A 25007-nucleotide genomic window follows, 5' to 3' on the forward strand; every position below is an offset into this window, starting at 1 on the left:
TCCGGCTTACAAATGTTTAGAGAAGATTTTTGAGTTTCTCTGATAGTTGTAAAGTGCCTGTTTTTGCATGGGTAAACTGGCAAGGTTGGTTTCATTGAAGCCACGTTCAATAAACCAATGGGCGGTGCGAGTGGTGAGCAAAAACAGAGTGTTCAATTTAAGTTTCTTAGCCGCTTTTTCTATGCCTTTTAGTAAGTGTTCACCTCGGTTTGAACCACGATAGTTGGGTGATACGGCTAAACAAGCCAACTCGCCTGCTTGCTCTTGTTCAAAGGGGTAGAGGGCTGCACAAGCAACAATGGCGCCATCACGTTCAATGACAATAAAACGGTCGATTTCGTTTTCCAAAAGTTCCCGTGAGCGACGTACTAAAGCTCCTTTTTCTTCTAAGGGGGCCAATAATGCCATCATGCCACCCACATCGTCGATGTGAGCTGGGCGCAGTTGCTCATAACTGTCTTCGTCAATCATGGTGCCTGAACCTTCACGAGTGAAAAGCTCGCGCAGTAAGCCGCCATTTTCATTATAAGAAATGATGTGAGCACGTGGCACACCATGACGAACCGACTGAACACAGGCTTCTAAAGCATGTTGGGTAATGTTATGCAGAGACTGATCTTGTAAAATGGCTTCTGCGTCCTTAGCTAACAGTTCGGAATACAGCTCACCTGCTTCATTAAAAACACCTTCTTCGTCGGTATAAATAATTAACTTATCGGCTTTGAGTTGAATGGCGGCTTGGGTAGCAACATCTTCGCTTTTAAGGTTGAAGACTTCACCAGTAGGCGAAAAGCCCAGATGGGGTAACAACACCATGTTGTCGTCTTCAAGCAAGCGAAAAATAGCATCACTGTCAATACGACGTACTTCACCTGAGTGCCCATAATCAATGCCATCGACCACACCAAGTGGACGGGCAATCACATAGTTACCACTACAGACTTTCAAACGTGCGCCATCCATAGGCGTATTGGCAAGCCCCATAGAAAGTTGTGCTTCTAATTGAACCCTTACTGCCGAGGAGGCTTGAATGACATCCGTCAATTGATTATGTGGTGTGACGCGATAGTCATTTTCTAGTGGTGGCGCAGCGTGACGACTGGTCAAAATTCGATTAATTTGTGGACGTGCCCCTTGTACCAATACGAGGCGAATACCTAATGAATCCAGCAGGGCTAGATCATGAATGATGCTGGAAAAATGGTCGCATTCCACCGCTTCACCGGGAATAAGAATGACAAAGGTTTTGCCTCGGTGGGCATTGATATAAGGGGAAGAATGGCGAAACCAATCTACGTAATTCAGTTCTTCAGGCACACTGCTTCTCATGTATTATTGCTCAGTTGATTGTAGGCAAAAGCGTTCAATTAGGCCGCGAATTACCTTCTGCATAGGTTGAATTTGATCTAGCGCCATAAACTCATTGGGTTGATGAGCTTGGTCGATTGAACCTGGTCCCAAAACTAAGGTTTCCATTCCCATTTGATTTAGAAAAGGTCCTTCAGTCGCAAAGGCAACGGTTTGTGCCGGACGTTTTGTTAAGTTTTCACACGCTTTTATGATAGCGGATTCAATGGGCGTGTAAAATGATGGTACATCAGGGAACAAGCTATTGAGTTGAATTTTTGTACCGGTTTTCTCTTCGATGTTGGGTAGGCGTTGAGCGATTTCCGACATCAAAGATTGATTGCTCATACCGGGTAAGGCACGCAAATCAAATTCTAATTCGCAGCGACCGCATATACGGTTTGGATTATCACCACCATGAATGCACCCAAAGTTCATGGTTGGGTAGTCAATCACGAAGCTGGCATCACGATAATCACGTTTTAATTGCTGGCGAAAGTCCATGAGTTCTGACATCACCGCATGCATAGCGTCCAAAGCGTTGTTTCCCAATGCCGGATTGGAAGAATGTCCTGCTTGTCCAGTGACTTGGATGCGTTCCATCATAATGCCTTTGTGAGCATACACTGGCGTCAAGGCAGTGGGTTCACCAATCAAGGCGTAGCGAGCCTTTAGTTTATTTTGTTGTACCAGGGCCCGTGCGCCGGACATAGAACTTTCTTCGTCGGCAGTGGCGAGAATAATGAGAGGCTCTTTCAAGTCATTAAGTGCCATGTGACCTATGGTGTCTAAGACAATGGCAAAAAAGCCTTTCATATCGCAAGAGCCCAAGCCGTAAAGCTTTTGGTCGCGTTCTTGTAACTTGAACGGATCAGACTGCCAACGACCTTCATCGTAAGGGACGGTATCGGTATGACCAGAAAGCACCAAGCCGCCTTCACCTTGCCCTAAGGTGGCGATGAGATTGTATTTATTTGGTTGATCTGGCAATGACATGACTTCACATTGAAAGCCTTGTGAACTGAGCCAGCTTTCTAATAGTTGGATCACATCTTTGTTTGACTGATCCCAATGCGCTTGACTGCAACTGATAGAGGGAGAAGCGATCAGCTGTGTCATCATACTAATGAGGGAAGGTAACGCGGGCATAGGGCCATCCTGTAATCCAAATTATCCGCCAATATTACATTGCTAAGGCTTCTGATACACTTGCTTAGTGATGTTTTTCTTTGCTGATGTCTGGCAAAGGCTGTAGAGGTTTGTAATTATGGCAACTGAACTAGAACTTAAGTTAATGCTTCAGCCTGAGTATCTCAAGTCTGCAAGTGATTTTCTTGATGAAATATGTGCTCAAGCTGATGATGAGAGCAATTCCCGCCAACCCACATTAAATTTGATGAATGCTTATTACGACACGCCCGAGGCCACCTTGATGCAAGCTGGTATGGCACTGCGTATTCGTGCGATCAATGATAAATACATTCAAACAGTGAAAACTCGCGGTAGCAGTCGCATTGGTATGCATGCAAGAGGTGAGTGGGAGTGGCAACTTGAGCAAGACCGCCTAGATTTAACCTTATTAAATCAGTTGCCTTTGCCAGATGCTTTGCAAGACATGGCTTGGAGTCGTCAACTAGAAGAAGCTTATCGTACCGATTTCCAGCGCCAAGTGTGGAATATTCAGCTGTATGACACATGCATGGAAGTGGTTTGTGATCATGGCAAAGTGACATCGCCTCATGGCGAAGACAATATTTGTGAGTTAGAACTTGAATTGAAGTCTGGCTCCGAATTGGGATTGTATGAATTTGCTTTACAATTAGCAGAGCGGGTTCCTGTGCAGATTAGTGTCGTTTCAAAAGCACAAAAAGGTGTACGTTTGAAACAAGGGCATATTGAATTTCCGCAACGTCCCATTGGCACCTTTGATACATCAGTGTTAGGGGCTTATTGGTATGAAGTTTGGTTGGTGTATTGGGAGGCAATGTTCTTTATGAAGGACGAAGTCTTGTTGCAACCATTTCGTCATACCCTACATCAAATGCGTCCATTTTTGCCGTCTCATTTAGATCAAGCGTTAGTGGCATTAGATCAAACGTTAGACGAGCTTTATAAAGCTGAGGAAGATCAGGTGTTAGGTCTGTTAGCAGGATTAAAGTCGGTAGGCAGTTTGATGTTAAAAATTGGTCAATGGCTTAATCAGCAGAGTCATTAGAGTTGTTTTGATAAAATAACAATATACAAAGGAAAACCACTTGTTGACACCCAATCAAAATCCGAGTTACGCCTTATTTCGCCAACAGTTAGATAACCCCTCATTGGCCTTGGAACAGCTGCAAGAAGCGAGACTGCGACATGGCTTAATCAATTTGACATCCGAACACATTGAGCAATTGGAGCCATTGTGGCTATTGAGTGATTATCTACACAAAAATCTGTTGCGTTACCCTCATTGGTTGGATGAATTACTGTCTCTTACTGGGTTACAAAAACCTTCTTTAGAAGCATTGTTTGCTGGTGAAGCAAGTTTTCATCTGGCCGCTCAAGAGGTAATGGATGAACAAGTTATACCAAGTGAGGAAGCCCAGTTATTAAAGCGTTTGCGCCTCTATCGACAATGGTGGATGGTGCGTTTGATTGCTTTGGACATACAACAGAAAATCTCCTTAGTGGAACTGACAGCGCATTTGAGCGCCTTGGCGGATGTAAGTGTCAATGCCAGTTTGTTATGGAGTCAGCAGAATTATGCAGGTTTGTATGGGCAGGCGCTGGATTCGCGCGGTCAAGTACAAAGCCTGATAGTGATTGGCATGGGCAAGTTAGGGGGCAATGAACTGAATTTGTCTTCTGATATTGATTTGATCTTTGCCTTTCGTGAGCATGGTGACACACAAGGTGGTAAAAAGACCTTGTCTCATCAAGAATATTTCACCAAGCTTGGGCAAAAGTTGATTCAACATTTAGATCAAGTGACTGCGGATGGTTTTGTGTTCCGAGTGGACATGCGTTTGCGACCTTTTGGGCAATCTGGGGCCTTGGTGCTGAATCTCGACTCTTTGGAAAATTACTATCAAGACCAAGGGCGTGACTGGGAAAGATACGCCATGATTAAAGCGCGCGTCATGGCTGGTAGCGATCTTGATATCGCTGAGTTCGAAGCCTTACGTAAACCATTTGTGTACCGTAAGTATTTGGATTTTGGCGCCCTCGGTGCTTTGCGAGATTTAAAACGTATGATCGCAAAAGAAGTAAGGCGCAAAGGGATAGAACACAACATTAAATTAGGGCAGGGGGGGATTCGAGAAGTTGAATTCATCGCTCAAGCCTTACAGATTTTGCATGGTGGTCGAGATCAGGGACTGCAAACTCAAGCCTTGTTAACTGTGCTGCCTTATTTGGCCCAACAAGACTATTTAAGCCAGCAGGAAGTGGATGCACTCATTCAGGCTTATGTGTTACTGCGTCGTACTGAACATGCATTACAAGCGATAAAAGATGAACAAACCCAGTTGTTGCCGGAGGACGAGCTTTCGCGTTTTCGTGTCGCTATTATGGTGGGATATGACAGTTGGAAGGCGCTGAATGATGCTTTATGGCAGGCGCGTCATCAAGTGCACGATTACTTTATCAAGTTGATTGAAGACGAAGATGAAACAGACGCGGATAAAGCCGAACAGGAGACATGGCGTATTCTAATGAAGTCGCCAGAGGACACGGACGCTATCGTCGATGCGATCGGAATAATACCTTGGCAGTCTTTGGATATGGCTGCGCAAAGTATTTCACAATTGTTGTCATCTCGCACAGTGGCTTTTATGCAACCAATTGGTCAGGAGCGATTGGCGGTTTTCTTGGCCGCCTTTCTTCGTCAACTCGGTCATGAAGATCATCCAGATTTAGTGTTGGAGCGCGTGTTTCCGATTCTTGAAGCTGTGTTACGTCGAACTGCTTATCTGGTTTTACTTTGTGAGAATCACAAGGCGCTAACCCATTTGATTCGACTTTGCCGGGAAAGTGTGTGGTTTACCGATGCTATTTCGGCAACACCGGCTTTGTTAGATGAATTGCTGGATACCAATACCTTGTTTTCACCTCCAGACAAGGCCATGTTGGAAGATGAGTTAAAGCAAATTTTATTGCGTCTGCCAGAGGAAGATGAAGAAGCGCAAATGGATGCCATGCGTCGTTTTCGTCGCTCTATAATACTGCGTATCGCGGCCTGTGATATCACAGGTATCTTGCCAGTCATGAAAGTAAGTGATCACTTAACTTGGCTGGCAGAGGTATTGCTAGAACAGGTATTGCAGCAGTCTTGGTATCATCTCACCAAAAAACACGGTTTTCCGGTCAGTTATGCTAATGCTTTTCATGAACCTCAGTTAGCCATTATTGGTTATGGTAAATCGGGTGGTTGGGAGCTGGGCTACGATTCGGATCTTGATTTGGTATTTATTCATGATGCTCAAGCTAATGGACAAACTGATGGTGAGCGTAGTATCGATAATCTTACTTTTTATACACGACTGGGTCAGAGACTGATTCACATGATTACCAGCTTTACCTCGGCAGGGCGTTTATATGAAGTGGATATGCGCTTGCGACCGTCAGGGAATTCGGGATTGTTGGTTAGTAGTTTGGAGGCCTTTCGTGAGTATCAACAAAATGAGGCTTGGGTTTGGGAGCACCAAGCACTTACCCGGGCACGAGGCTTAGCAGGCGATTCTGCAGTATTAAACCGTTTTGAAGAATGTCGTAAAAGTATCATAGCGCAAGTTCGTGATAGACAGGAGCTTAAGGCCGAAGTCATTAAAATGCGTGAAAAAATGCGTGCCCATTTGGATACAGGTAGTAAAGAAAAAGGCTTTGACTTAAAACAGGGGGCTGGTGGCATCATAGATATTGAGTTTATGGTGCAATATTATGTGTTGGCTTGGTCATGTCAGTATCCAGAACTGATGACTTACTCAGACAATGTGCGTCAATTAGAGGCCATTGCTCAAGTGGGTCTAATGACATCTGAGCAGGTTCAGGGTATGGCAGATACCTATACCTTGTATCGTTCAAAAACCCATCGTCAAGCTCTGCAAAAGCAAGGGCGTGTGGTGCAAAAAGATGAGGCATTGCAGCAAAATCAAAGTTTAATCAATGAGCTGTGGGACAATTTTGTGCATAAAAAGCAGGCCTAAAATGATTAAAAATCCAGTGTGGTGGAAAAATTGTTCGTAAATTGAACTCTATTCCTCTATACTTAAGTTTATTGACTGTTTTTTGAGCAATTTGCGTTAAGCAAAGGAGGCATAATGGCAGAAGTAAATGGTGTCAGTGGTCCTGCAATGGATTACGCCCGAGAAGTGTATCAGGCGAGTTTATCCAAAGCAGCTCAACAACAAGAAGCTCAGCAAAAACTTGAGTTACTTGAAAGGGCAACTGAGCCGACCACACCAGTAGCGAGTAGTGGCTCGCATACGACAACGGACAACTTAGGTCAGAACATCAATATTAACGTCTGATGTTTTGAATGAAAGAATAAATACCCCAGTAAGCTTGGCTTGCTGGGGTATTTTTTATGGCGCTTTTTATGTTGAAAGACCAGATTTGCTCATTAAACCTTAGCTAAATACGCTGTCTTCACTTGGCAATGGCGTGCTATCAATGGTGGCTTCAAAGGATTTCAAACGCTTGTAAATTGAAAGTAATTCAACAATCGTCGTCCAAGAGTTAACTAAAAATTGGAAGGAATTTTCTACTTGATTAAAAGCGTTATTGATCTGTTGGAAAATGCCAAAGGTAATGGCGCCAGCGACAATCGATGGCCCTAATGCAATTGCAGGAACCAGTACACCTGCTTGTAGATAGCCGTAGCGAACGACATTGAAGTACAAATAGTTGAAGTAAAGCGTGAAGTAATTTTTACGCACATTACCAAATAATTCATTGAGCGTTAGTGGTTGGGCCCTGTCTTCATAGTCTTCGCCATACACAAGTTCTTTACGATACGCGGCTTCCACTTTTTGGTTCTTAAATTCTAATCCTGGTAATTTGATACCAGCGAGGGCCAATAATGCTGTACCGATAATGGACCAAAAGAGAGCGACAAAAACCAAGGCTTGCGGAACTTCTCCAATAAAGGGTAATTCTGTTATGTAACTGGAAAGCCCCCATAACACGGGTAAAAAGGCCAGAAGTGTCATGATTGAGCTGATGAAACTGACGCCTAAGCCTTCCATGATGCTAGCAAAACGCATGGTGTCTTCTTGAATACGCTGTGATGCCCCTTCAATGTGTCTTACCTGTTGCCATTTAGAAGAGTAATAGTCTGTCATAGCAGTACGCCAGCGGAACACATAGTGACTAACGAAAAAGTGTTTTAGTACGACCACACTAATACTGACGGCTGCAATGCCTAGGAAGAAGTAAAGTTGATCAAAATATTCATTTAGCGTAATGGAGTTAGGTGCTGACAGGGCTTTTTGAATCAGGTTATAAAAACTGCCATACCATTGGTTCAGGATGACGTTTAGCTGCACACTAAACCAGGTTGTGAAGATGATCAAACCAGAGCCTGCAACTGACCATTTGGCCCATTTTTGTCCGCCAAGTAACATCCATGCACCAATAAAAAGACCATAACAAATGACCAAATACTGGTAGAGCCAGAAGGTTTCAGCACCTTTTGAAGCGTCTTGGAAAGCCGCTTGTGCCGTTGCATCAGCTCCTTCTGCTAAAGCTTCTGGAAAGGTTAGGCCAAACAAAGATCCAAGGCTAAGTTGAGCCCCAAGATTTTGCATAACCAGATACCAGCCAAGGACACCAATAAGCGCCCAGACGACAAAACTTAAAAAAAACAGCTTGGGTTTTGGAAAAAAAGAATGGAACACGTTTTGGTTTCCCTATGTATTAGGTTAATCATATTGGATGAATGGTAATTACTTTCCCTTTGCTGTCCTAGCGCATCTTATATCCTATGACTATGCAGCTTAAACTAGTCGATGGGTTAGCACAATTAATTGACATTTAAGGATTCTGCAAAAAAGACGACAATGGTTCTCATTGAGCCGCAAGGCGGATTTGACCTTAATATAAATAAAAAGTTGCATAAAAAAATCGAGCACATGGCTCGATTTTTTTATTCGCATTGGATTAACCGGTTATGCGGCTTTGGATTGTTCAACCACTTTAGCAACCGCCCGTTCTAGACGAGCTAAGCCTTCCGCGATATCGGCTTCAGGAATGATTAAAGAAGGCGCAAGGCGAACCACATCAGGTCCTGCTACTAAGACAAATAAGCCTTCTTCTGCGGCCGCCGCAAGGAATTTACTGGCATTGCCAGAGAATTCATCCACTACTTGGGCACCAATTAACAGGCCCATACCACGCACTTCTTTGAAAACATGGTACTTTTTGTTAATAGCGTGCAAACCGGCAACGAATAACTCATGGCGTTTTTTCACGCCATTTAATACTTCAGGTGTGTCAATCATATCGACCACAGCTTCAGCAATGGCGCAGGCCATTGGGTTGCCACCATATGTACTGCCATGGGTACCAAAAGCAAAGCTTTTTGCAACTTTTTCTGTGGCTAACATAGCACCAACAGGGAAGCCGTTCCCCAAGGATTTCGCCGATGTCATGATGTCTGGGGTCACGCCAGTTTGTTCATAGGCGAATAAGGTACCCGTTCGACCAACGCCTGATTGCACTTCATCAAACACCAACAGGGCATTGTGTTGGTCACAAAGTACACGTACTTGTTTGGCAAATTCAAGATCGGCAGGAATGATGCCGCCTTCCCCTTGAATGGGCTCCATTACCACGGCACAGGTTTTGTCGCTGATAATGGTTTTAAGTTGCTCTATATCGTTAAAATCACAATGCTTAATACCAGCTGGTGTCGGTTCAAAACCTTCTTTGTATTTCGCTTGTCCGCCCACCGAAACAGTGAATAAAGTACGGCCATGGAAGGATTTATAAAAGGCGATGATTTCGTGTTTTTCAGGACCGAAATGATCGTATGCGTAACGACGTGCCAATTTAAAGGCGGCTTCGTTGGCTTCTGCACCACTGTTGGCGAAGAAAACGCGATCAGCAAAGGTTTTAGAGGTTAGTTTTTTTGCCAGTCGCAAGGCTGGCTCATTGGTCATGACGTTAGAAAGGTGCCAAATTTGTCCAGCTTGTTCACGCATGACTTTGACCAGAGTTGGATTGGAATGTCCCAGTGCAGTCACGGCAATACCGCCTGCAAAATCAATGTATTCTTTGCCTTCATTGTCCCATACGCGAGAGCCTTCACCACGCACAGGAATGATTGTTGACGGTGCGTAAGTGGGAACCATTACTTCATCAAAGGTTGCTCTCGTTATTTCTTGTGTCACTTTTACATCCTCATTAAAAAAGGTGGCCGAACCGTCGGCCACCTGATGATTTTATATCAAATTTCTCAGCTCACGAATAGCAACAGTCACCATAGCTAATGATAATTCACTTTCCAGCTTAATTTCGCTGAAAGTGGCACGGTAATGATGAATGCTGTCTAAATTCGTTTCTTGCCAGTTGGCCAGCCTTTGGTCCAATGCTTTGATGTCGGCATTCGATTGGATCACCTCTTGTGTTAAGGTGCGCAAACTGTTGTCGACTTCATCACCTAGACCCGCTTTAGCACGGCGTTGCCACATGTCTTCGGCTGGCAATTGAGCAGCTCGCTGACGCAACCAGTGCAGTTCCAGCTCCATTTCCAAAGCAAAGTAAGTTTGTGCAACATCTAATACTTCGCTTTCGGTGTTGCTGGCTACGCGGATAATGTCCAAACCATAGAATAGATATTGTAGGGCAGATAATTTGTCCGCTAAGTCCTGCGGTATGCCTTGCTCCATCAATTCCTGATTGGCTTGTGCTAAATGCTCTTGGCTAGACTCCGTCAAGATGGCTTGAATGTTGGCCGCAATGACGTTCACACCGGGTTGGTAGGTTTCAATTAATCTCTGAATTGACAGGCTTTCGCGAGTATTGCGCAATAACCATAAAGTTGAACGTTCCAGTAAGCCCTGAATGCGAATTAATAAAGCATTTAACACAGGGTTCGGTACTTCAAAGTCTAAGCGATTAATAGCATCCCATAGGGACGGAATATCAAAGATGGTTTCTGCTGCCATATAGGCGCGTACCACATTTAAAGCCGAGGCACTGGTTTCTTCCTGCATATAAGTGGAGAAAGAAGCCCCCATGCGATTGCCAAGATTGTTGGTTACATGACCTGCGATGATTTCTTGTGCCAATGGGTGTGACGCCATTTGATCACCGAAACGCTTGGTTAGCTCCCGTGGGAAGTACTGGTTGATTTGGGTGATCAAATCAGCGTCTTCACCAATGCCATCTTCAACTAACTGCTCAGATAGCTTGATCTTGGAATAAGCCAACAACACGGAAATCTCTGGGCGCGTTAAGCCTAGACCTTTGTTGAGACGTTTACGAATCTGACCATCAGTTGGTAAAAATTCGATTTCACGATTCAAGCGGCCTTCACGAACCAGTGATTGAATCAAACGCCAGTGATCAGCAAGCTTTTCTGGTGCGCGTGAGTTGATCAAAGACAGTACATGACTTTGGCCACGGTTATGACGTAACACCAGATCCGCCACTTCATCGGTCATTTCTGCCAACAAGGTGTTACGTTGTTTCTCAGTCATGTCGCCATTTTCAACCACACGGTTAAGTAAAATTTTAATGTTAACTTCGTGGTCAGAACTGTCTACACCCGCTGAGTTGTCGATAGCATCAGTGCTGATTAAACCGCCTTTTTGGGCAAATTCGATACGACCCAATTGAGTCAAGCCTAGGTTGCCGCCTTCGCCAACGATCTTGCAGCGTAATTCTTTACCATTTACGCGCAAACCATTATTAGCACTGTCGCCAGCATCGGCATGGGATTCCGCTTCGGCTTTTACATAAGTACCGATACCACCATTCCATAAAAGATCCACAGGCGCTTTAAGAATGTTATTGATTAGATCAATTGGTGCCATGGATTTAACATTGCCTTCAATGCCAAGAGCCTTACGTATGTCGGCATTAATGGGGATAGATTTGGCTGCACGACTGAAGATACCACCGCCTTTTGAAATCAGCTCTTTGTTATAGTCTTCCCAAGAAGAGCGAGGCAAGTTAAATAAACGCTGACGTTCAGCAAATGAGCTCGCTGCATCGGGGGTTGGGTCGATGAAAATGTGCATGTGGTTAAACGCCGCCACCAAACAAGTGTGCTCAGATAGCAACATTCCATTACCAAATACGTCTCCCGCCATGTCGCCTACACCCACAGCGGTAAAGTCCGTTGTTTGGCAATCAATGCCGATTTCTTTAAATTGACGTTTAACCGATTCCCAAGCACCGCGCGCAGTGATACCCATTTTCTTATGGTCATAACCGTTTGAGCCACCTGAGGCAAAAGCGTCACCCAACCAGAAGCCATATTGTGCCGAGATACTATTGGCTAGGTCGGAGAAGGTGGCTGTACCTTTATCGGCGGCAACCACTAGGTACGGATCGTCTTCGTCGTAACGCTCTACTGACATGGGGGGCACGACTTGGTTTTGTACCAAGTTGTCGGTGATGTCGAGTAAACCGCTAATGAAGGTGGTATAGCAATGTACGACTTCTGCTTGAACTTCTTCACGAGAGGCGTTTTTCTTCAATTGTTTGGCGACAAAACCACCTTTCGCTCCGGCAGGAACAATAACGGCGTTTTTCACCATTTGAGCTTTTACTAACCCTAATACTTCGGTACGGAAATCTTCCATTCGGTCAGACCAGCGCAAACCACCCCGAGCGACTTTGCCACCACGCATGTGAACGCCTTCTACCCAAGGGGCATAGACGAAAATTTCAAATTTAGGACGAGGCAGTGGTACAGCAGGGATTTGTGATGGATCCAATTTGAACGACACATAGTCTTTAACTTTACCATCGGCATCAACTTGGTAGAAGTTGGTACGCAACATAGCCTGAATAACCGATAGGTAATGTTTTAAAATACGATCTTCGTCTAGGTTGGCAACTTGATCCAATTCTTGATCAATCTTTTCCAGTAGTTTCGCAACTTTATCATCACGTTTTGCGGTTTGCGTAGGGGCAAACCTTTGTTCGAACAGTTGTACCAAATGGCGAGCAATATCTGCGTTTTTCTCCAAGGTTTGCTGCATGTATTGCAAAGAGAAAGGCAATTGAAGTTGCATTAAATATTTGGTTAATGCGCGTAACATGGTGACCTGACGCCAAGTTAAGGAAGCACTTAATACCAAGGCGTTGAAACGGTCATTTTCGACTCGACGAACAATCACTTGATTGAACGCATCCTGAAAGGCTTCACGTTGGGAATTTTTATCTAGATTGACATCGGCATCTACACTGATGGCAAATTCCACTACCCATGTATTCGCCGTGCCATCGCCATTCTGATCAAGCTCGTAGGGTCGTGCTTCTAATACACGTAAGCCCATGCATTCCAAGATAGGTAATACATCCGATAGAATTAAGGTGGTACCGGCGCCATAAACTTTAAAGAAATAGTTGTTTTTGGCTTGCCCAACTTGGCGGTAAATGTGTGTTGAAATATCCCCTTCTTCAGCCAATTGATTCAGGCGTTCAATGTCCATTACCGCGGCATTTGGAGAAAAATCCTCACGGTAAGCGGCTGGTAAATAAGGTACGTATTCTGTGTAGAGTTGATTGCCTGCCTCTTCACCATGACTTTTATGTAATGCGTTAAGTATCTTATCTTCCCACGAGCTCATGGCATCTTGCATTTTGCGCTGAATGTCTTCGGCATCTATGGTTGGGCTTTGTTTTGGATCGGCAATTTGTATGGTGAAGTTTACCCGAGCTAACACGAGCTGTGAAAACTGAACGTTGAACTCGGAACTGGTGCCATTGCAGGCTGTCATCAAGATGTCTTGCATTTTTATACGCAATTCGGTGTTGTATCTGTCTCTTGGCACATACACCAAAGCGTTTAAGAAGCGCCCATAAATATCTTTACGCAAGAAGACGCGTAACTGTCGGCGTTCTTGAATGGCCAGAATGCTTTCAATGGTGCCAAACAGTTCTTCCACAGGAGCTTGAAGCATTTCATCACGAGGATAGCTGTTAAGAATGTGTTTGAGGTTTTTTCCCTTGTGGCTGTTCGGATCCACATTGGCTTTCTCAACAATGACGTCAAGCTTCTTACGCAATAAAGGAATATCTTGAAGGCGAGCAATGTAAGCGGCAGAAGAGTACAAACCAAAGAAGCGCCATTCACCGATCACATTGCCTTTCTTGTCAAAGCGTTTAATGCCCAGATAATCCAAATGTACTGGACGGTGCACTGTGGAAATGGCAGTGGATTTGGTAAGGATTAAGATGTTGCTGTTATCCACTGCTAGGTCCGCTAGGTTGTCTTGTAAGACAATGTCACGTTTGACTTTTTTATCATTTAAATCACGGAAGGTGCCAAGTCCAGACCCTTCAACCAATTTTAAATGTGTTGCTTTATTTTCCACCACTAGGTCATAGGCTCTGAATCCTATGAAGGTAAAATGGTCGTTCGCCACCCAACGCAAGAAGTCTAGAATTTCTTGGTGTTCAGTGTTGTTTTTTAGGTGCGCCAGCTGTTCTGATTCACGAATCACCTCGCTCATATGCGCTTTCATTTGTGGCCAGTCGGTGACAGTTTTGCGAACGTCTTCTAGGCTTTTTAGGATTTCGTCTTTTATCTGATCCAGCAAAGCCGGATCTGACAAACGATCAATTTCAAAGCGAATCAGGGCTTCAAACTGCTTAGAAGTTGGGTCGATCTTCTGTAGTTCACCTTTTTTGTTGCGTTCCACTGGCATAGCAGGGTGAGCGGTCAAATGAATCGTATGGCCAAGGCGCACCAGTGCCATGTTGAAAGACGATACTAGGAAAGGCATGTCTTCAGTAAGGATTTCAATGACTGTGTGAGTCGATTGCCAGCTGTGCTCTTCGTAGTTTGGATTATAAACACGCACCTTTGGCTTTTGCGGCGCTTTTTGTTTCAAGAAATCCCATAAGCAAACAATGGTACCGTATAGATTCTCGATACTTTCGTTAGTCAAGTCTTCTGTTAAAGAGTCCTTGAAATAAAGGCGGGCCAGTTGAATCAAATCATTCGCGTCCGTGCTGGTGAAGTGGTCGTTAATCTCTAACTCAACGCGTTCAATTAATTCGCTTTTTTTGTAATCAGTCATGTGAACTCAATCCTTACATGAGTGTTTGTTTTTCTGTCTTTATAAAATTAGTTGCTAATATCACTTTATGAAAGTTTTCCTTTAGGACTTTTTTGAGATTATTATGAAAATTTCACCTCTTTAGTAGTTGTTTAGTTTTCTAATTGCGACATTTATTTTTTATGTTAGGTTTTCTTACCCTGAAAACTTAGTCATAATATGAAAAAAACCTTTGTTATCCATTTTAAACGAAATAAACATCTTTTTAGTCTATAGTTCACAGGATAATATTTTGTACAAGAGCGAATTCGCATCAAGAGAAATCATGCAGGCGAGCAAAAGACCACAAAAATACGGTTTTTTGCTCTTACCTAATTATTCTATGCTGGGTTTTTCGTCTGCCATTGAAACCTTGCATATGGCTAACTGGGTGACCGGAAAAGCGCTTTATTCTTTCTGTACAATCAGTCATGAAAATCGTGAAGTACCTTCAAATACAGGAGTTACGAGTCTAGCAGACTATTTAACCAGTGATGCGCCGAGTGGTTTGGACGCGATATTCGTTTGTGGTGCTTCGCCTGTGACAAAAAACGAAAATAAAACTTTAGAAAATTGGATTAGAAAACAAGCGGGAAAGCAAATTTCTTTGGGTGGAATTTGTACTGGAAGCTATCTTTTGGCGAAAGCAGGCCTATTAGATGGTTATCGAGCGACCATTCATTGGTGGAGTATCGCGAACTTACGAGACGAATTTCCACAAACCATAGTGTCGGATCATTTGTTTGAGGTTGATAAAGACAGATACACCTGTAGTGGTGGTACGGCCGCAATGGATATGATGCTCTTCTTAATTGGAAAACAACATGGCATGTTGTTAGCGAGCAACATTTCTGAGCAGTTTGTTTGTGAACGTATTCGTGCTCACGACGATCCGCAGCGGATTCCCTTGCAGGCAAGGATAGGTAGTGGACAACCTAAGCTGGTAGAGGCGGTTCAGCTTATGGAAGCGAACATAGAAGAGCCTTTATCCTCGGAAGACATTGCTTATCATTTAGGGATTTCTCGTCGTCATTTGGAACGTTTATTTAAAACCCATTTGGAAGTGGTACCTTCACGATATTATCTTGAATTGCGTTTGCAGCAGGCCAAACAAAGACTGTTAAATAGTGATAAGTCCATTACGGACATAGGGCGAGATTGTGGTTTTGGTTCGGCGCCACACTTTAGCACCACATACAAAGGCTTTTTTGGTGTTACGCCAAGGGAAGAGCGCAATAAACAAAGCAGTTCCACTAGCAAGGAGTTGACTGTTCCTCGTAAGAAGCACCAGTTATGGAAGAGAAACAAGGTATCATAAATATCATGACAGGCATTGAGTTAAATCGCTTCTGAGAGCGATTGTTTTTAAAATGAGTTGGCATAAAAAAGCCTGCTGAATAAGCAGGCTAATAAAGAATTTTGTGCTAAATCGCGACCTAGATAGCTTCGGCTCCTGTTTCACCAGTACGAATACGAATAATCTGTTCAACAGCCGTCACAAAGATTTTACCGTCGCCGATTTTTCCAGTGTTGGCACTGTGTTGAATCACTTCTATCGCGCGTTCAACTTGCTCGGATTCAACGGCTAATTCCAATTTGACCTTAGGTAAAAAATCAACCACGTATTCAGCGCCGCGATACAATTCGGTATGGCCGCGCTGACGACCAAAACCTTTTACTTCGGTAACGGTAATACCATTGATGCCGATTTCAGATAACGCTTCACGAACTTCGTCGAGTTTGAAAGGTTTAACAATTGCGGTGATTAGTTTCATTATTTTCTCTCCATTCTGATAAAGCACTTATTAGCATAAAAATAACACTCAATTGCCAAACTCGCCATATTTGCGTCAATGGCGGTGGTTATTTCAGTGGTTAGATTACAATCCGTTTAGAGCATCTAAATCATCGTATTTTGTCTCATGATATTCTTGACCAAATTTATGAACTGCATCAATGAGATACTTAGGATGATCTGGGTTAACAAATTGATGAATACCATGTCCTAAATTAAACACATGACCACTACCGTGTCCAAAACTCGATAATACTTCTGCGACTTCTCGTTCGATCACTTCTTTGTCTGCGTATAAAACACAGGGATCAATGTTACCTTGTAGAGCAACTTGTTTACCTACTCGTGCTCTGGCTTCACCAATGTCTGTGGTCCAATCTAGGCCCAAAGCATCTGGCCCTGTTGCAGCAATGTTTTCTAGCCATTGACCACCGTTTTTAGTAAATAAAATAATCGGAATTTTCTGGCCATTATGTTCACGAATTAAACCATTCATGATTTGTTTCATGTACAGCAAGGAGAACTGTTGATACATGGGGCCACTTAAGATACCGCCCCAAGTATCAAATATTTGAATGGCTTGTGCTCCTGCTTCAATTTGACCATTTAAGTAGTGGGTCACAGATTGAGCGAGTTTGTCTAACAAGCTGTGTAAGGTGTTTGGGGATTGGTACATCATGGCTTTGATGTGACGAAAATCTTTACTGGAACCGCCTTCAACCATGTAGGTGGCTAAGGTCCAAGGACTGCCAGAAAAACCAATGAGTGGTACGTCGCCATTCAGGGCATGGCGAATGGTGGTCACCGCTTTCATGACATAATCTAAATCACTTGCCGTGGTGACGGGCAGAGCGTCTATGTCCGCTTGATTGCGCATGATGTGCTTGAATCTTGGCCCTTCTCCGGCTTCAAAGTACAAGCCCATTCCCATGGCATCAGGTATGGTTAAAATATCAGAAAATAAAATGGCGGCATCTAAGTCATATCGCTGCAAGGGTTGCAGGGTGACTTCACATGCAAAAGCATCATTTTTACAAAGGCTCAAAAAATCCCCAGCGTTGGCACGGCTTGCGCGATATTCAGGCAAGTAACGGCCAGCTTGTCTCATCATCCAAACCGGTGTGGTGTCCACTGGTTGTTTGAGTAGGGCTCGCAAGAAGCGGTCGTTTTTGAGTTCAGGAAACATTAAAGCTCTCCAGGGTAAGTACAAACTGATTACAGTTTACCTAACTTAATCAGGAATTCAGAGTGAATAAGTAATATTTATGAGGAGTTTTGCAAAAAAATAAAAATAACATTGATTTATAACAGTTTTCATAAAGCTTGATCCTAGTCTCCAAGGTAGCGCTTTAGGCTAAATTCTTGAACCCGTTCCTTGGCATATTTAATGTCTCCGTTGGCTTTTAATTCTGTTAATACATCGGCAAAAGAGGCGCGGGTTTGTGTAACGTTCATGCCGGGTTTAAGGGTGTTTGAATAAAGCGCTTTGAGTAAAATATAATCCAGCGGACTCAAATAGGTATCCACACTGACGTCATTGAAGACGGATGGGTAAACGTCATTCGAGTCATTAGGTAGGCCAAGTAATTGAGTAATCTCCTCGACTACACAGTCTAAAAAACGTGCTTTGCTGCGGGCATAATCGACCGGAATAATAATGACGCCGCGGGTGATTTCATAATGTCCATTACGGCGGAAATTACCCAAACAAATGGCTTCGTTTAGTGCGGCGCGAATATTATCTGGGTTGCCTATGTATTGGCGAACTTTGTCTTCCAGCTTGGCGTATTCTGTAAAAATCACGAATATATTTGCGTCTGATACTTGATCGGTAAAATGAATGGGTAGCTTGGTGATGTGCGATAGGTGTTGGCTGTGCACACTGAGTAATTCTTTTTGTAGCTTGGCATTGCCAAAATCACTGGCGAAATAAAGTTGAATAGGGTTTTTCCAGCGAATGATTTTGGGGTGATTGGTTTCCTTGTATTCTCTTTGTAGGGCGATTTTAATAAAGCTTTCTTCAATATAGTCATCATCTTGCCAACGTTCCTTGGCATATCCTGTTGACCCAAAAATACAAGCAAAACTGATAAGGCTACAAAGGATCGTTCGCATGCGGTTGAGTAAGCTGATTGGCATAATGTCGTAAAGCATCAAAAGAATCCGGCGTAAAATCTAATTCGTTAGGGTTTTGCAAAATCTCTTCCATGCTCATTTCGTGAACGGAAGCCACTTCTTTAGGTTGCAGCATAAGGTCCCCATGAATTTCGGGAAGATAATGACAAGTATAAATCTTTCCCCAGATTTTGAAGCCTTTTCCTTGTGTAAAGAATATTCCCTGACTTTCAAGTGGGGCATCAAATCCTAATTCTTCGTGTAATTCTCGATGCGCAGACGCCAAATAAGACTCGCCTTTGGCCACCACTCCACCAGTGGTAATGCCATAAAAACCGGGACAGAAGGCTTTATCATCAGTACGTTTTTGTACTAGTAGGTTACCGCTTGGCATGAAGACTAAGATGTAAGTTACCCTGTGAAAATCCTCACCAAAGTTCATCAAGCGACGAGGAACATCACCAACAATTTGATTGTGTTGGTCGACTAAAATAATGACTTCGTCATTCTCTGGCATACATTACTCAATTACAGGCGTGGAATCAAAGTGAAAGGGTATCGGCATTTGGTTGCAAAGAAAAGCTTTAGATACTTTATCAAGGACAGATAATGCCTCTGTTTGATGCTTTTTAATGAGGGGGTGAAAAAGTGTTGTAAATGCGACCTTAATTTACGATTTCCTTTTATAGAATGCATTCTGTAGGTGAGGGTGCTCTTTTTTCATGAGCTGAATGGTTATCATACGATAAATAGCATACAGCGCAGGTAAAAATATTCGATGGCTATGCAGCACACTACAAATGGTATTTCTATGTTCAAGGATCAAGATTTTTTGGCCCATACCCTAGCGAACCCAGAAAATTTAAAAGGCGATGAAAAGGAAATGTTTGCTTTTCAGAGTGGTTATGCTTCTTACCAAGGGTCTGGCATTTTGTGTCTGGAACCTAATCAGCCTGTTGCTAATATCAGCTTAGTTTTGTCGGCAGGCATACATGGCAATGAAACTGGCCCAATTGAATTACTTAATGAATTGGTGATGGACATATTGTCTGGAAAAGTGAGTTTGGGCATTCGTTTGCTATGCATTATAGGCAACCCTAAAGCCGCCCTCATTGCAGAACGCTTTTGTGAGGTCAACCTTAACCGTTTGTTTGGTGGTGCTTGGCAGCAACAGCAGGGTTATGAAGCACAACGAGCTGAACACTTGGAGGCATGTGTTAACGCTTTTTTCGAAGATGAAAAAGGACGCGATGCAAAGCGCTTACATTATGATCTACATACTGCCATTCGTGATTCGGTCCATGAAAAGTTTGCTGTTCATCCATACGTTCCGAATGGTCGCTATCAACAGCAACAGTTAGCTTTCCTTGCCGCCTGCGACGTTGAGGCGGTGTTGTTTTCCCATCAAGCAACCACAACTTTTTCCTATTACACTTTTGCTCATCATGCTGCGCAAGCCTTTACGCTTGAATTGGGTAAAGTGCGAGCGTTTGGTGATAATGATCCAGCCAATTTAGCAAGGTTAAGGAGCTGTTTATTGCAATTAATGGTAAGTGGCGAATTGCGTCAAGAGGATGTGGACAAACTTAAGCTGTTTCAAGTAGTAACGGCGTTAATCAAAGACGCGCAAGACTATCGTTTGAATATTACTGATGATGTGGCGAACTTTACCGCTTTTAGGCAAGGGTTTTGTCTGGCGGAGTCGAGTTTGGGGCATTACCACATTGAACAGCAAGACGATGCCATTGTGTTTCCTAATACTAAATTACCCATTGGACAGAGAGCGGGCTTGGTGGTGCGATCTCAGCTTAAGGAATATTTCTCCATAGAATAAGCGGTTAAGTGTCTTGAAAGATAATATTGAATATCGTATTGTTACGTTATAACGTTTTTGAGGTGTTTAACGAATGAATAAGCTTTTATTGACTTTAGGTGTTTCTGCTTTATCTCCTTTGGCTTTAGCAAAACCTGTGGTGGTTACCAGTATTAAACCTGTTTCTATGGTGGTTGCTGCCATTGCGGGTGATCGTGCTGAGATTGAACAAATTGTATCTAATTCTGCTTCGCCACATGATTTTGCTTTACGCCCTTCGGATTTACGTAAAATCAATAATGCTGATACTGTGGTGTGGGTTGGTGAGTCATTAGAGCGCTTCTTGGAAAAACCATTGGAAAATGCCGGCAAAGAAGACACGGCAATCGAATGGTTGGCTCTGGAAGGTATGAATCTGCATAATTTTGCTGAAGGTCATGAGCATCATCATGACCATGACGAAGATCATCATGATCATGAAGAACATGATCACCATGACGAACATGATCATGACAAGCATCACGATGATCACGACGAACACGATCATGACAAGCATCATGATGACCACGAAGGGCATGATCACGACGAGCATGACCATGAAGGGCACGATCACGATGAGCATCATGAGGGACATGAAGGACACGACCACACAGGTGTTGATCCTCATGTCTGGTTATCACCTGAAAATGCAAAAGTACTGGCTGCCGCCGTGGCGCAACGTTTGTCCGATATTGACAGCCAAAACGCCAGTTATTATAAGGCCAACTTAGCGAAATTTGAGCAAGGCGTTGCAGCAGTAGATGCGCAGGTAAAAGCGTCTTTGGCGAAAGTGCATGATGTTCCTTACATTGTTTTCCATGATGGTTATAGCTATTTTGAGCAACAATATGGTTTGAATCATGTTGGTGAAATTACCGTCAGTCCTGAGCGTAAACCAGGTGCGAAAAAAGTCGCTGAGTTGCGTCATATGATTGAAGAGAACAAAGTGCAGTGTGTGTTCAGTGAACCTCAGTTTAGCCCAGCTATTGTAAAAGCTTTGTTGGACGGCTCTAAAGTTAATACTGCTCCACTGGATCCTTTGGGTGGCAAAGTTACCCTGAATAGTGATGCTTACTACAATTTCTTAGAAGGCATGGCAGATACTTTCTCAAGCTGTTTACGCTAGATTCGCAGGTATGGCGAGTGAGTCTTACTTAAGAATAAGATTAAAAATCAGATAGAAAGAGTAAAGAGCGCCCTTTGTGGCGCTCTTTTTGTTTTGGTTGTCAGAGATGACTCTGTATAATAAGGCCACTTTTTAGCGGTCTGATCAGCAGAGAGGAAATATGACAGTCCCATCTTCTACGAGCATAGATACGGATGCCTTAATTGCGAGTGCTCAGCGAACCTTGTCAACTCAAGCTCAAGCGCTTTCCAATCTTGCTTCGCAAGTCACCGATGAATTTGCCAAAGCCGTGCGTATGATTCTTACCAGTAAGGGAAGAACCATCATTTGTGGTATGGGAAAGTCAGGTTTAATCGGTAAAAAAATTGCCGCGACCCTGGCCTCTACAGGCACTCCCAGCTTTTTTCTGCATCCGGGTGAAGCTTTCCACGGCGATTTGGGTATGATTCAGGCGGAAGATATCCTGATTCTCATTAGCTATTCTGGCGAAACGGAAGAGTTGATGCGTTTGTTACCGTCTCTTAAGAGTTTTGGTAATCCAAGCATCGCTTTAGTGGGTAACATGGAATCCACACTAGCCAAACATTGTGATTGTGTGTTGGATATTTCTGTTGATAGAGAAACTTGCCCGAACAATCTTGCTCCTACCACCTCTACCACCATGACCACGGCTATGGGAGATGCTTTGGCAGTGGCGCTGATGGAATGTCGCTCTTTTCAACCGCAAGACTTTGCTCGTTTTCACCCAGGGGGAAGTTTAGGGCGCAAACTTCTTACCCGTGTCAAAGACATAATGCACAGGGAAAACTTGCCTATTTGCTTGCCAAATACATCTATGAAAGATGCCATTAATATCATGACTCAGGGGCGCAAAGGGGTGATCTTGGTTCAACAAGAGGGTGAACTATTAGGTATTTTTACTGACGGGGATTTGCGTCGTGCTATGTTGCAGGATACACAGGACATAATGCACAAACAGATCGGCAGCCTGATGACTGCTAACCCGAAAACCATCAATGAAAATATCATGATAGTGGAAGCGGAAGAGCGTATGTTGAAGGATAAAATTACCCTTTTGGTGGTCGTTAATGACGAACAAAAAGTGTCTGGAATATTAGAAATTTACGATCGCTGATCGCAATTTACCATCAACGATCGCATAACACAGAATGTAATAGGATTGCTTATGTCACAAACTTCTAAAATTATTAAAATCGGCGATACCATCCAAGTTGCCAATCATCTGCCATTTGTCTTATTTAGTGGCATGAACGTATTAGAGTCTCGCGATCTGGCGATGAAGGTTGCTGAAGAGCATGTTAAAGTGACTCAAGCGTTAGATATTCCCTATGTCTTCAAAGGCTCGTTTGATAAAGCCAATCGTTCTTCCATCCATTCTTTTCGTGGCCCCGGCATGGAAGAAGGCTTAAAAATTCTTCAAGAAATCAAAGACACTTTTAATGTTCCTGTGATCACAGATGTGCATGAAGCTTATCAGTGTGCACCAGTGGCGGAAGTGGCGGATGTGATTCAATTGCCTGCGTTTTTGTCTCGTCAGACAGACTTAGTGGTCGCGATGGCGCAAACCAATGCGGTTATTAATATCAAAAAAGCTCAGTTCTTAGCGCCTCATGAAATGAAGCACATTTTGAAAAAATGTGAAGAGGCGGGCAATGACAAGCTGATGTTGTGTGAGCGTGGCACCATGATGGGATACAACAATCTTGTGGTGGATATGTTGGGCTTTGGTGAAATGAAAAAATTCGATTATCCTGTGATGTTTGATGTGACGCACTCATTACAACGCCCGGGTGGACGAGAAGACTCAGCTGATGGTCGTCGAGCACAGGTGACGGAATTGGCTCGCGCAGGTATGTCACTAGGCTTATCCAGTCTTTTCTTGGAAACACACCCAACACCAGATAGTGCCAAATGTGACGGACCATGTGCTTTACCATTGGCTAAACTGGCGCCATTCCTTAAGCAAATGAAGCAGTTAGACGAGTTAGTGAAAACTTTCGAAACCTTGGATACGAGTGCGTAAATCATGATGGATCAAGCCTTGCTTGGACAATATCCAGTACTGACCCCTGAGTCGCCATTATTGGCAAAATTGCAGGCACTGAAACTGGTGGTATTTGATGTGGACGGCGTATTAACAGACGGTGGTCTTTTATACAGTGAGTCGGGTGAAAGCATTAAACGTTTCAATGTCAAAGATGGCGTTGCCATGAAGTTATTGCCTAAGTGGGGCGTGAAGGTTGCTGTTATTACTGCAAAAGATTCACCGGCTTTGCGTAAACGTATGCAGGACTTGAACATTGAGCACTTTTACCCTGGTTGTCATAATAAAGCGGCAGCCTTTGCTGAGCTGATTCAGCAGCTTGACATAGCAGCGGCGCAAGTTGCTTATGTGGGAGACGATGTGATTGACCTACAAGTCATGCCTCAAGTTGGCATGGCCTTGTGTCCTGCGGATGCCCATACCTTGTTGTTGCGCCATTGTCCTTTGGTGCTGAAAAAATCGGCAGGGCAAGGTGTGGCAAGGGAAGTAGCGGATTTGATTTTAGCGTCACGTATGTCATTAGAGGCCGCCTATGAGTTGGCTCAACAACCGGAGTTTGAACGTCATGATTGAGGCTTCTACTTTGCCTGATTTTCACATAGTGATTCCTGCACGCTTTGCGTCTCAGCGTTTTCCACAAAAGTTGATGGCAGATCTCGGTGGCAAACCCGTTTTGCAATGGGTCCATGAGCTATCTCTCAAAGCGGGAGCCAAAAGTGTTACCATTGCCACAGATCACCAAACCATTTTTGATGCGGCAGAAGCCTTTGGCGCACGGGTAGTGATGACCCGTGATGATCATGAAAACGGTACGGAGCGTTTGGCGGAAGTGGCTTCCCACATGGCGTGGATGGGTGACGAAATCGTTGTCAATGTTCAAGGAGATGAACCTTTCCTCCCTGTGACCTTAATACATGCCACAGTGAATGCATTAGTGCGAGATAATGAATCTGCAATGGCGACGGTGGCGTGTGCTATTGATGACATGAAAGATTATTTAAGTCCTAATGTTGTAAAAGTGGTATGCGATGCCAAACAGCGTGCTTTGTACTTTAGCCGTGCGCCTATTCCTTATGACAGAGATGGCTTGGCGAAGGTTACGCAGAGTAACCAAGTATCAGGGAGTCTACCTCTGGATCTACCAGTGATGCGTCATATTGGTTTATACGTCTATCGTGCTAGTTTGCTAAATAAATATGTAGAACTGCCTGTGTCGCCGTTAGAGCGTTGGGAAAAGTTAGAGCAGCTTCGCTTTTTGCATTTGGGGATAAAGGTTCAGGTCGCCATTGCAGACAGTTTGCCGTCTCACGGTGTGGACACCCCCGAAGATTTAGAGAAATTGCGTCATCATCTGACGACAGAGAATGACTAATATCAATCTCTCATTCAATTGTTCACTTTGCTGTTAGCTTTTATTTTTACAAAGACAATGGCAACTAGAGAGTTTA

19 protein-coding genes are annotated in these 25007 nt (G+C 43.7%); 10 read left to right on the forward strand and 9 right to left on the reverse strand.

Translation table 11 applies throughout. The features are described from left to right. Positions 1 to 6: 6 nt before the first annotated feature. Entirely contained in the window at positions 7 to 1329 is a 1323-nt protein-coding gene (gene argA, locus ABXS85_RS15845; protein WP_353667495.1) for an amino-acid N-acetyltransferase, read from the reverse strand. A gap of 3 nt (positions 1330 to 1332) precedes the next feature. Further along, the gene (gene argE, locus ABXS85_RS15850; RefSeq protein WP_353667496.1) at positions 1333 to 2496 is read right to left on the reverse strand and encodes an acetylornithine deacetylase; all 1164 of its coding nucleotides are present in this window, start codon (positions 2494 to 2496) and stop codon (positions 1333 to 1335) included. A 118-nt stretch (positions 2497 to 2614) separates the two neighbouring features. On the opposite strand from argE, the gene ABXS85_RS15855 reads away from it, so the two are divergent. The 3 genes from ABXS85_RS15855 to ABXS85_RS15865 all read left to right on the forward strand — a co-directional run bounded on the left by ABXS85_RS15855 (position 2615) and on the right by ABXS85_RS15865 (position 6857). Then, the gene (locus ABXS85_RS15855) at positions 2615 to 3562 is read left to right on the forward strand and encodes a CYTH domain-containing protein (RefSeq protein WP_353667497.1); all 948 of its coding nucleotides are present in this window, start codon (positions 2615 to 2617) and stop codon (positions 3560 to 3562) included. 40 nt (positions 3563 to 3602) lie between these two features. Beyond that, the gene (gene glnE, locus ABXS85_RS15860) at positions 3603 to 6533 is read left to right on the forward strand and encodes a bifunctional [glutamate--ammonia ligase]-adenylyl-L-tyrosine phosphorylase/[glutamate--ammonia-ligase] adenylyltransferase (protein ID WP_353667498.1); all 2931 of its coding nucleotides are present in this window, start codon (positions 3603 to 3605) and stop codon (positions 6531 to 6533) included. A gap of 114 nt (positions 6534 to 6647) precedes the next feature. Continuing rightward, on the forward strand, positions 6648 to 6857 hold the full coding sequence (locus tag ABXS85_RS15865; protein WP_353667499.1) for a hypothetical protein: 210 nt from the start codon (positions 6648 to 6650) through the stop codon (positions 6855 to 6857). Between the two features lie 99 nt (positions 6858 to 6956). Here the strand turns inward: ABXS85_RS15865 and sbmA are convergent, their stop codons facing one another. From sbmA to ABXS85_RS15880, 3 genes are all read right to left on the reverse strand, one after another. Next, positions 6957 to 8225, reverse strand: coding sequence for a peptide antibiotic transporter SbmA (sbmA, locus tag ABXS85_RS15870; protein WP_353667500.1), 1269 nt, complete (start codon positions 8223 to 8225; stop codon positions 6957 to 6959). A 270-nt stretch (positions 8226 to 8495) separates the two neighbouring features. Then, positions 8496 to 9719: an aspartate aminotransferase family protein gene (locus ABXS85_RS15875; protein ID WP_353667501.1), complete on the reverse strand. Its 1224-nt coding sequence runs from the start codon at positions 9717 to 9719 to the stop codon at positions 8496 to 8498. 51 nt (positions 9720 to 9770) lie between these two features. Then, the gene (locus ABXS85_RS15880) at positions 9771 to 14588 is read right to left on the reverse strand and encodes an NAD-glutamate dehydrogenase (RefSeq protein WP_353667502.1); all 4818 of its coding nucleotides are present in this window, start codon (positions 14586 to 14588) and stop codon (positions 9771 to 9773) included. 304 nt (positions 14589 to 14892) lie between these two features. On the opposite strand from ABXS85_RS15880, the gene ABXS85_RS15885 reads away from it, so the two are divergent. Beyond that, positions 14893 to 15924 carry a GlxA family transcriptional regulator gene (locus ABXS85_RS15885; protein WP_353667503.1) on the forward strand — a complete coding sequence of 344 codons (1032 nt, stop codon included), beginning with the start codon at positions 14893 to 14895 and terminating at the stop codon, positions 15922 to 15924. Between the two features lie 118 nt (positions 15925 to 16042). Here the strand turns inward: ABXS85_RS15885 and ABXS85_RS15890 are convergent, their stop codons facing one another. The 4 genes from ABXS85_RS15890 to ABXS85_RS15905 all read right to left on the reverse strand — a co-directional run bounded on the left by ABXS85_RS15890 (position 16043) and on the right by ABXS85_RS15905 (position 19033). After that, positions 16043 to 16381 carry a P-II family nitrogen regulator gene (locus ABXS85_RS15890; protein ID WP_353667504.1) on the reverse strand — a complete coding sequence of 113 codons (339 nt, stop codon included), beginning with the start codon at positions 16379 to 16381 and terminating at the stop codon, positions 16043 to 16045. A 105-nt stretch (positions 16382 to 16486) separates the two neighbouring features. After that, entirely contained in the window at positions 16487 to 17587 is a 1101-nt protein-coding gene (gene hemE, locus ABXS85_RS15895) for a uroporphyrinogen decarboxylase (protein WP_353667505.1), read from the reverse strand. 143 nt (positions 17588 to 17730) lie between these two features. Then, a complete protein-coding gene (locus ABXS85_RS15900; RefSeq protein ID WP_353667506.1) occupies positions 17731 to 18555 on the reverse strand; it encodes a DUF2927 domain-containing protein in 825 nt (274 codons plus the stop codon). Continuing rightward, on the reverse strand, positions 18497 to 19033 hold the full coding sequence (locus tag ABXS85_RS15905; RefSeq protein ID WP_353667507.1) for an NUDIX domain-containing protein: 537 nt from the start codon (positions 19031 to 19033) through the stop codon (positions 18497 to 18499). The genes ABXS85_RS15900 and ABXS85_RS15905 overlap by 59 nt, the downstream gene beginning before the upstream one ends. A gap of 294 nt (positions 19034 to 19327) precedes the next feature. On the opposite strand from ABXS85_RS15905, the gene astE reads away from it, so the two are divergent. The 6 genes from astE (at position 19328) to kdsB (ending at position 24931) form a co-directional block, all read left to right on the forward strand. Further along, positions 19328 to 20350, forward strand: a complete 1023-nt coding sequence (astE, locus tag ABXS85_RS15910) for a succinylglutamate desuccinylase (protein ID WP_353667508.1) — start codon at positions 19328 to 19330, stop codon at positions 20348 to 20350. 73 nt (positions 20351 to 20423) lie between these two features. After that, a complete protein-coding gene (locus ABXS85_RS15915) occupies positions 20424 to 21494 on the forward strand; it encodes a zinc ABC transporter substrate-binding protein (protein WP_353667509.1) in 1071 nt (356 codons plus the stop codon). 160 nt (positions 21495 to 21654) lie between these two features. Next, entirely contained in the window at positions 21655 to 22629 is a 975-nt protein-coding gene (locus tag ABXS85_RS15920) for a KpsF/GutQ family sugar-phosphate isomerase (RefSeq protein WP_353667510.1), read from the forward strand. Between the two features lie 51 nt (positions 22630 to 22680). Further along, positions 22681 to 23538: a 3-deoxy-8-phosphooctulonate synthase gene (gene kdsA / locus ABXS85_RS15925; RefSeq protein ID WP_353667511.1), complete on the forward strand. Its 858-nt coding sequence runs from the start codon at positions 22681 to 22683 to the stop codon at positions 23536 to 23538. Positions 23539 to 23541: 3 nt separating this feature from the next. Beyond that, complete coding sequence (locus ABXS85_RS15930; protein WP_353667512.1) at positions 23542 to 24132, forward strand: HAD-IIIA family hydrolase; 591 nt, start codon at positions 23542 to 23544, stop codon at positions 24130 to 24132. After that, the gene (gene kdsB, locus ABXS85_RS15935; RefSeq protein WP_353667513.1) at positions 24092 to 24931 is read left to right on the forward strand and encodes a 3-deoxy-manno-octulosonate cytidylyltransferase; all 840 of its coding nucleotides are present in this window, start codon (positions 24092 to 24094) and stop codon (positions 24929 to 24931) included. Before ABXS85_RS15930 ends, kdsB begins: the two co-directional genes overlap by 41 nt. The last annotated feature ends 76 nt before the right edge of the window (positions 24932 to 25007 follow it).

It is taken from the genome of Marinomonas sp. THO17 (genome assembly GCF_040436405.1).
GTDB lineage: Bacteria > Pseudomonadota > Gammaproteobacteria > Pseudomonadales > Marinomonadaceae > Marinomonas.

What these genes read in the sequence shown, in the direction of transcription:
- ABXS85_RS15885 (WP_353667503.1), top strand. Translation starts at nt 14,893, where the DNA reads ATGCAGGCGAGCAAAAGACCACAAAAATACGGTTTTTTGCTCTTACCT.
- ABXS85_RS15865 (WP_353667499.1), top strand. Translation starts at nt 6,648, where the DNA reads ATGGCAGAAGTAAATGGTGTCAGTGGTCCTGCAATGGATTACGCCCGA.
- ABXS85_RS15920 (WP_353667510.1), top strand. Translation starts at nt 21,655, where the DNA reads ATGACAGTCCCATCTTCTACGAGCATAGATACGGATGCCTTAATTGCG.
- kdsA (WP_353667511.1), top strand. Translation starts at nt 22,681, where the DNA reads ATGTCACAAACTTCTAAAATTATTAAAATCGGCGATACCATCCAAGTT.
- ABXS85_RS15905 (WP_353667507.1), bottom strand. Translation starts at nt 19,033, where the DNA reads ATGCCAGAGAATGACGAAGTCATTATTTTAGTCGACCAACACAATCAA.
- argE (WP_353667496.1), bottom strand. Translation starts at nt 2,496, where the DNA reads ATGCCCGCGTTACCTTCCCTCATTAGTATGATGACACAGCTGATCGCT.
- hemE (WP_353667505.1), bottom strand. Translation starts at nt 17,587, where the DNA reads ATGTTTCCTGAACTCAAAAACGACCGCTTCTTGCGAGCCCTACTCAAA.
- ABXS85_RS15855 (WP_353667497.1), top strand. Translation starts at nt 2,615, where the DNA reads ATGGCAACTGAACTAGAACTTAAGTTAATGCTTCAGCCTGAGTATCTC.
- ABXS85_RS15900 (WP_353667506.1), bottom strand. Translation starts at nt 18,555, where the DNA reads ATGCTTTACGACATTATGCCAATCAGCTTACTCAACCGCATGCGAACG.
- ABXS85_RS15930 (WP_353667512.1), top strand. Translation starts at nt 23,542, where the DNA reads ATGATGGATCAAGCCTTGCTTGGACAATATCCAGTACTGACCCCTGAG.
- astE (WP_353667508.1), top strand. Translation starts at nt 19,328, where the DNA reads ATGTTCAAGGATCAAGATTTTTTGGCCCATACCCTAGCGAACCCAGAA.
- ABXS85_RS15880 (WP_353667502.1), bottom strand. Translation starts at nt 14,588, where the DNA reads ATGACTGATTACAAAAAAAGCGAATTAATTGAACGCGTTGAGTTAGAG.
- ABXS85_RS15915 (WP_353667509.1), top strand. Translation starts at nt 20,424, where the DNA reads ATGAATAAGCTTTTATTGACTTTAGGTGTTTCTGCTTTATCTCCTTTG.
- kdsB (WP_353667513.1), top strand. Translation starts at nt 24,092, where the DNA reads ATGAGTTGGCTCAACAACCGGAGTTTGAACGTCATGATTGAGGCTTCT.
- argA (WP_353667495.1), bottom strand. Translation starts at nt 1,329, where the DNA reads ATGAGAAGCAGTGTGCCTGAAGAACTGAATTACGTAGATTGGTTTCGC.
- ABXS85_RS15890 (WP_353667504.1), bottom strand. Translation starts at nt 16,381, where the DNA reads ATGAAACTAATCACCGCAATTGTTAAACCTTTCAAACTCGACGAAGTT.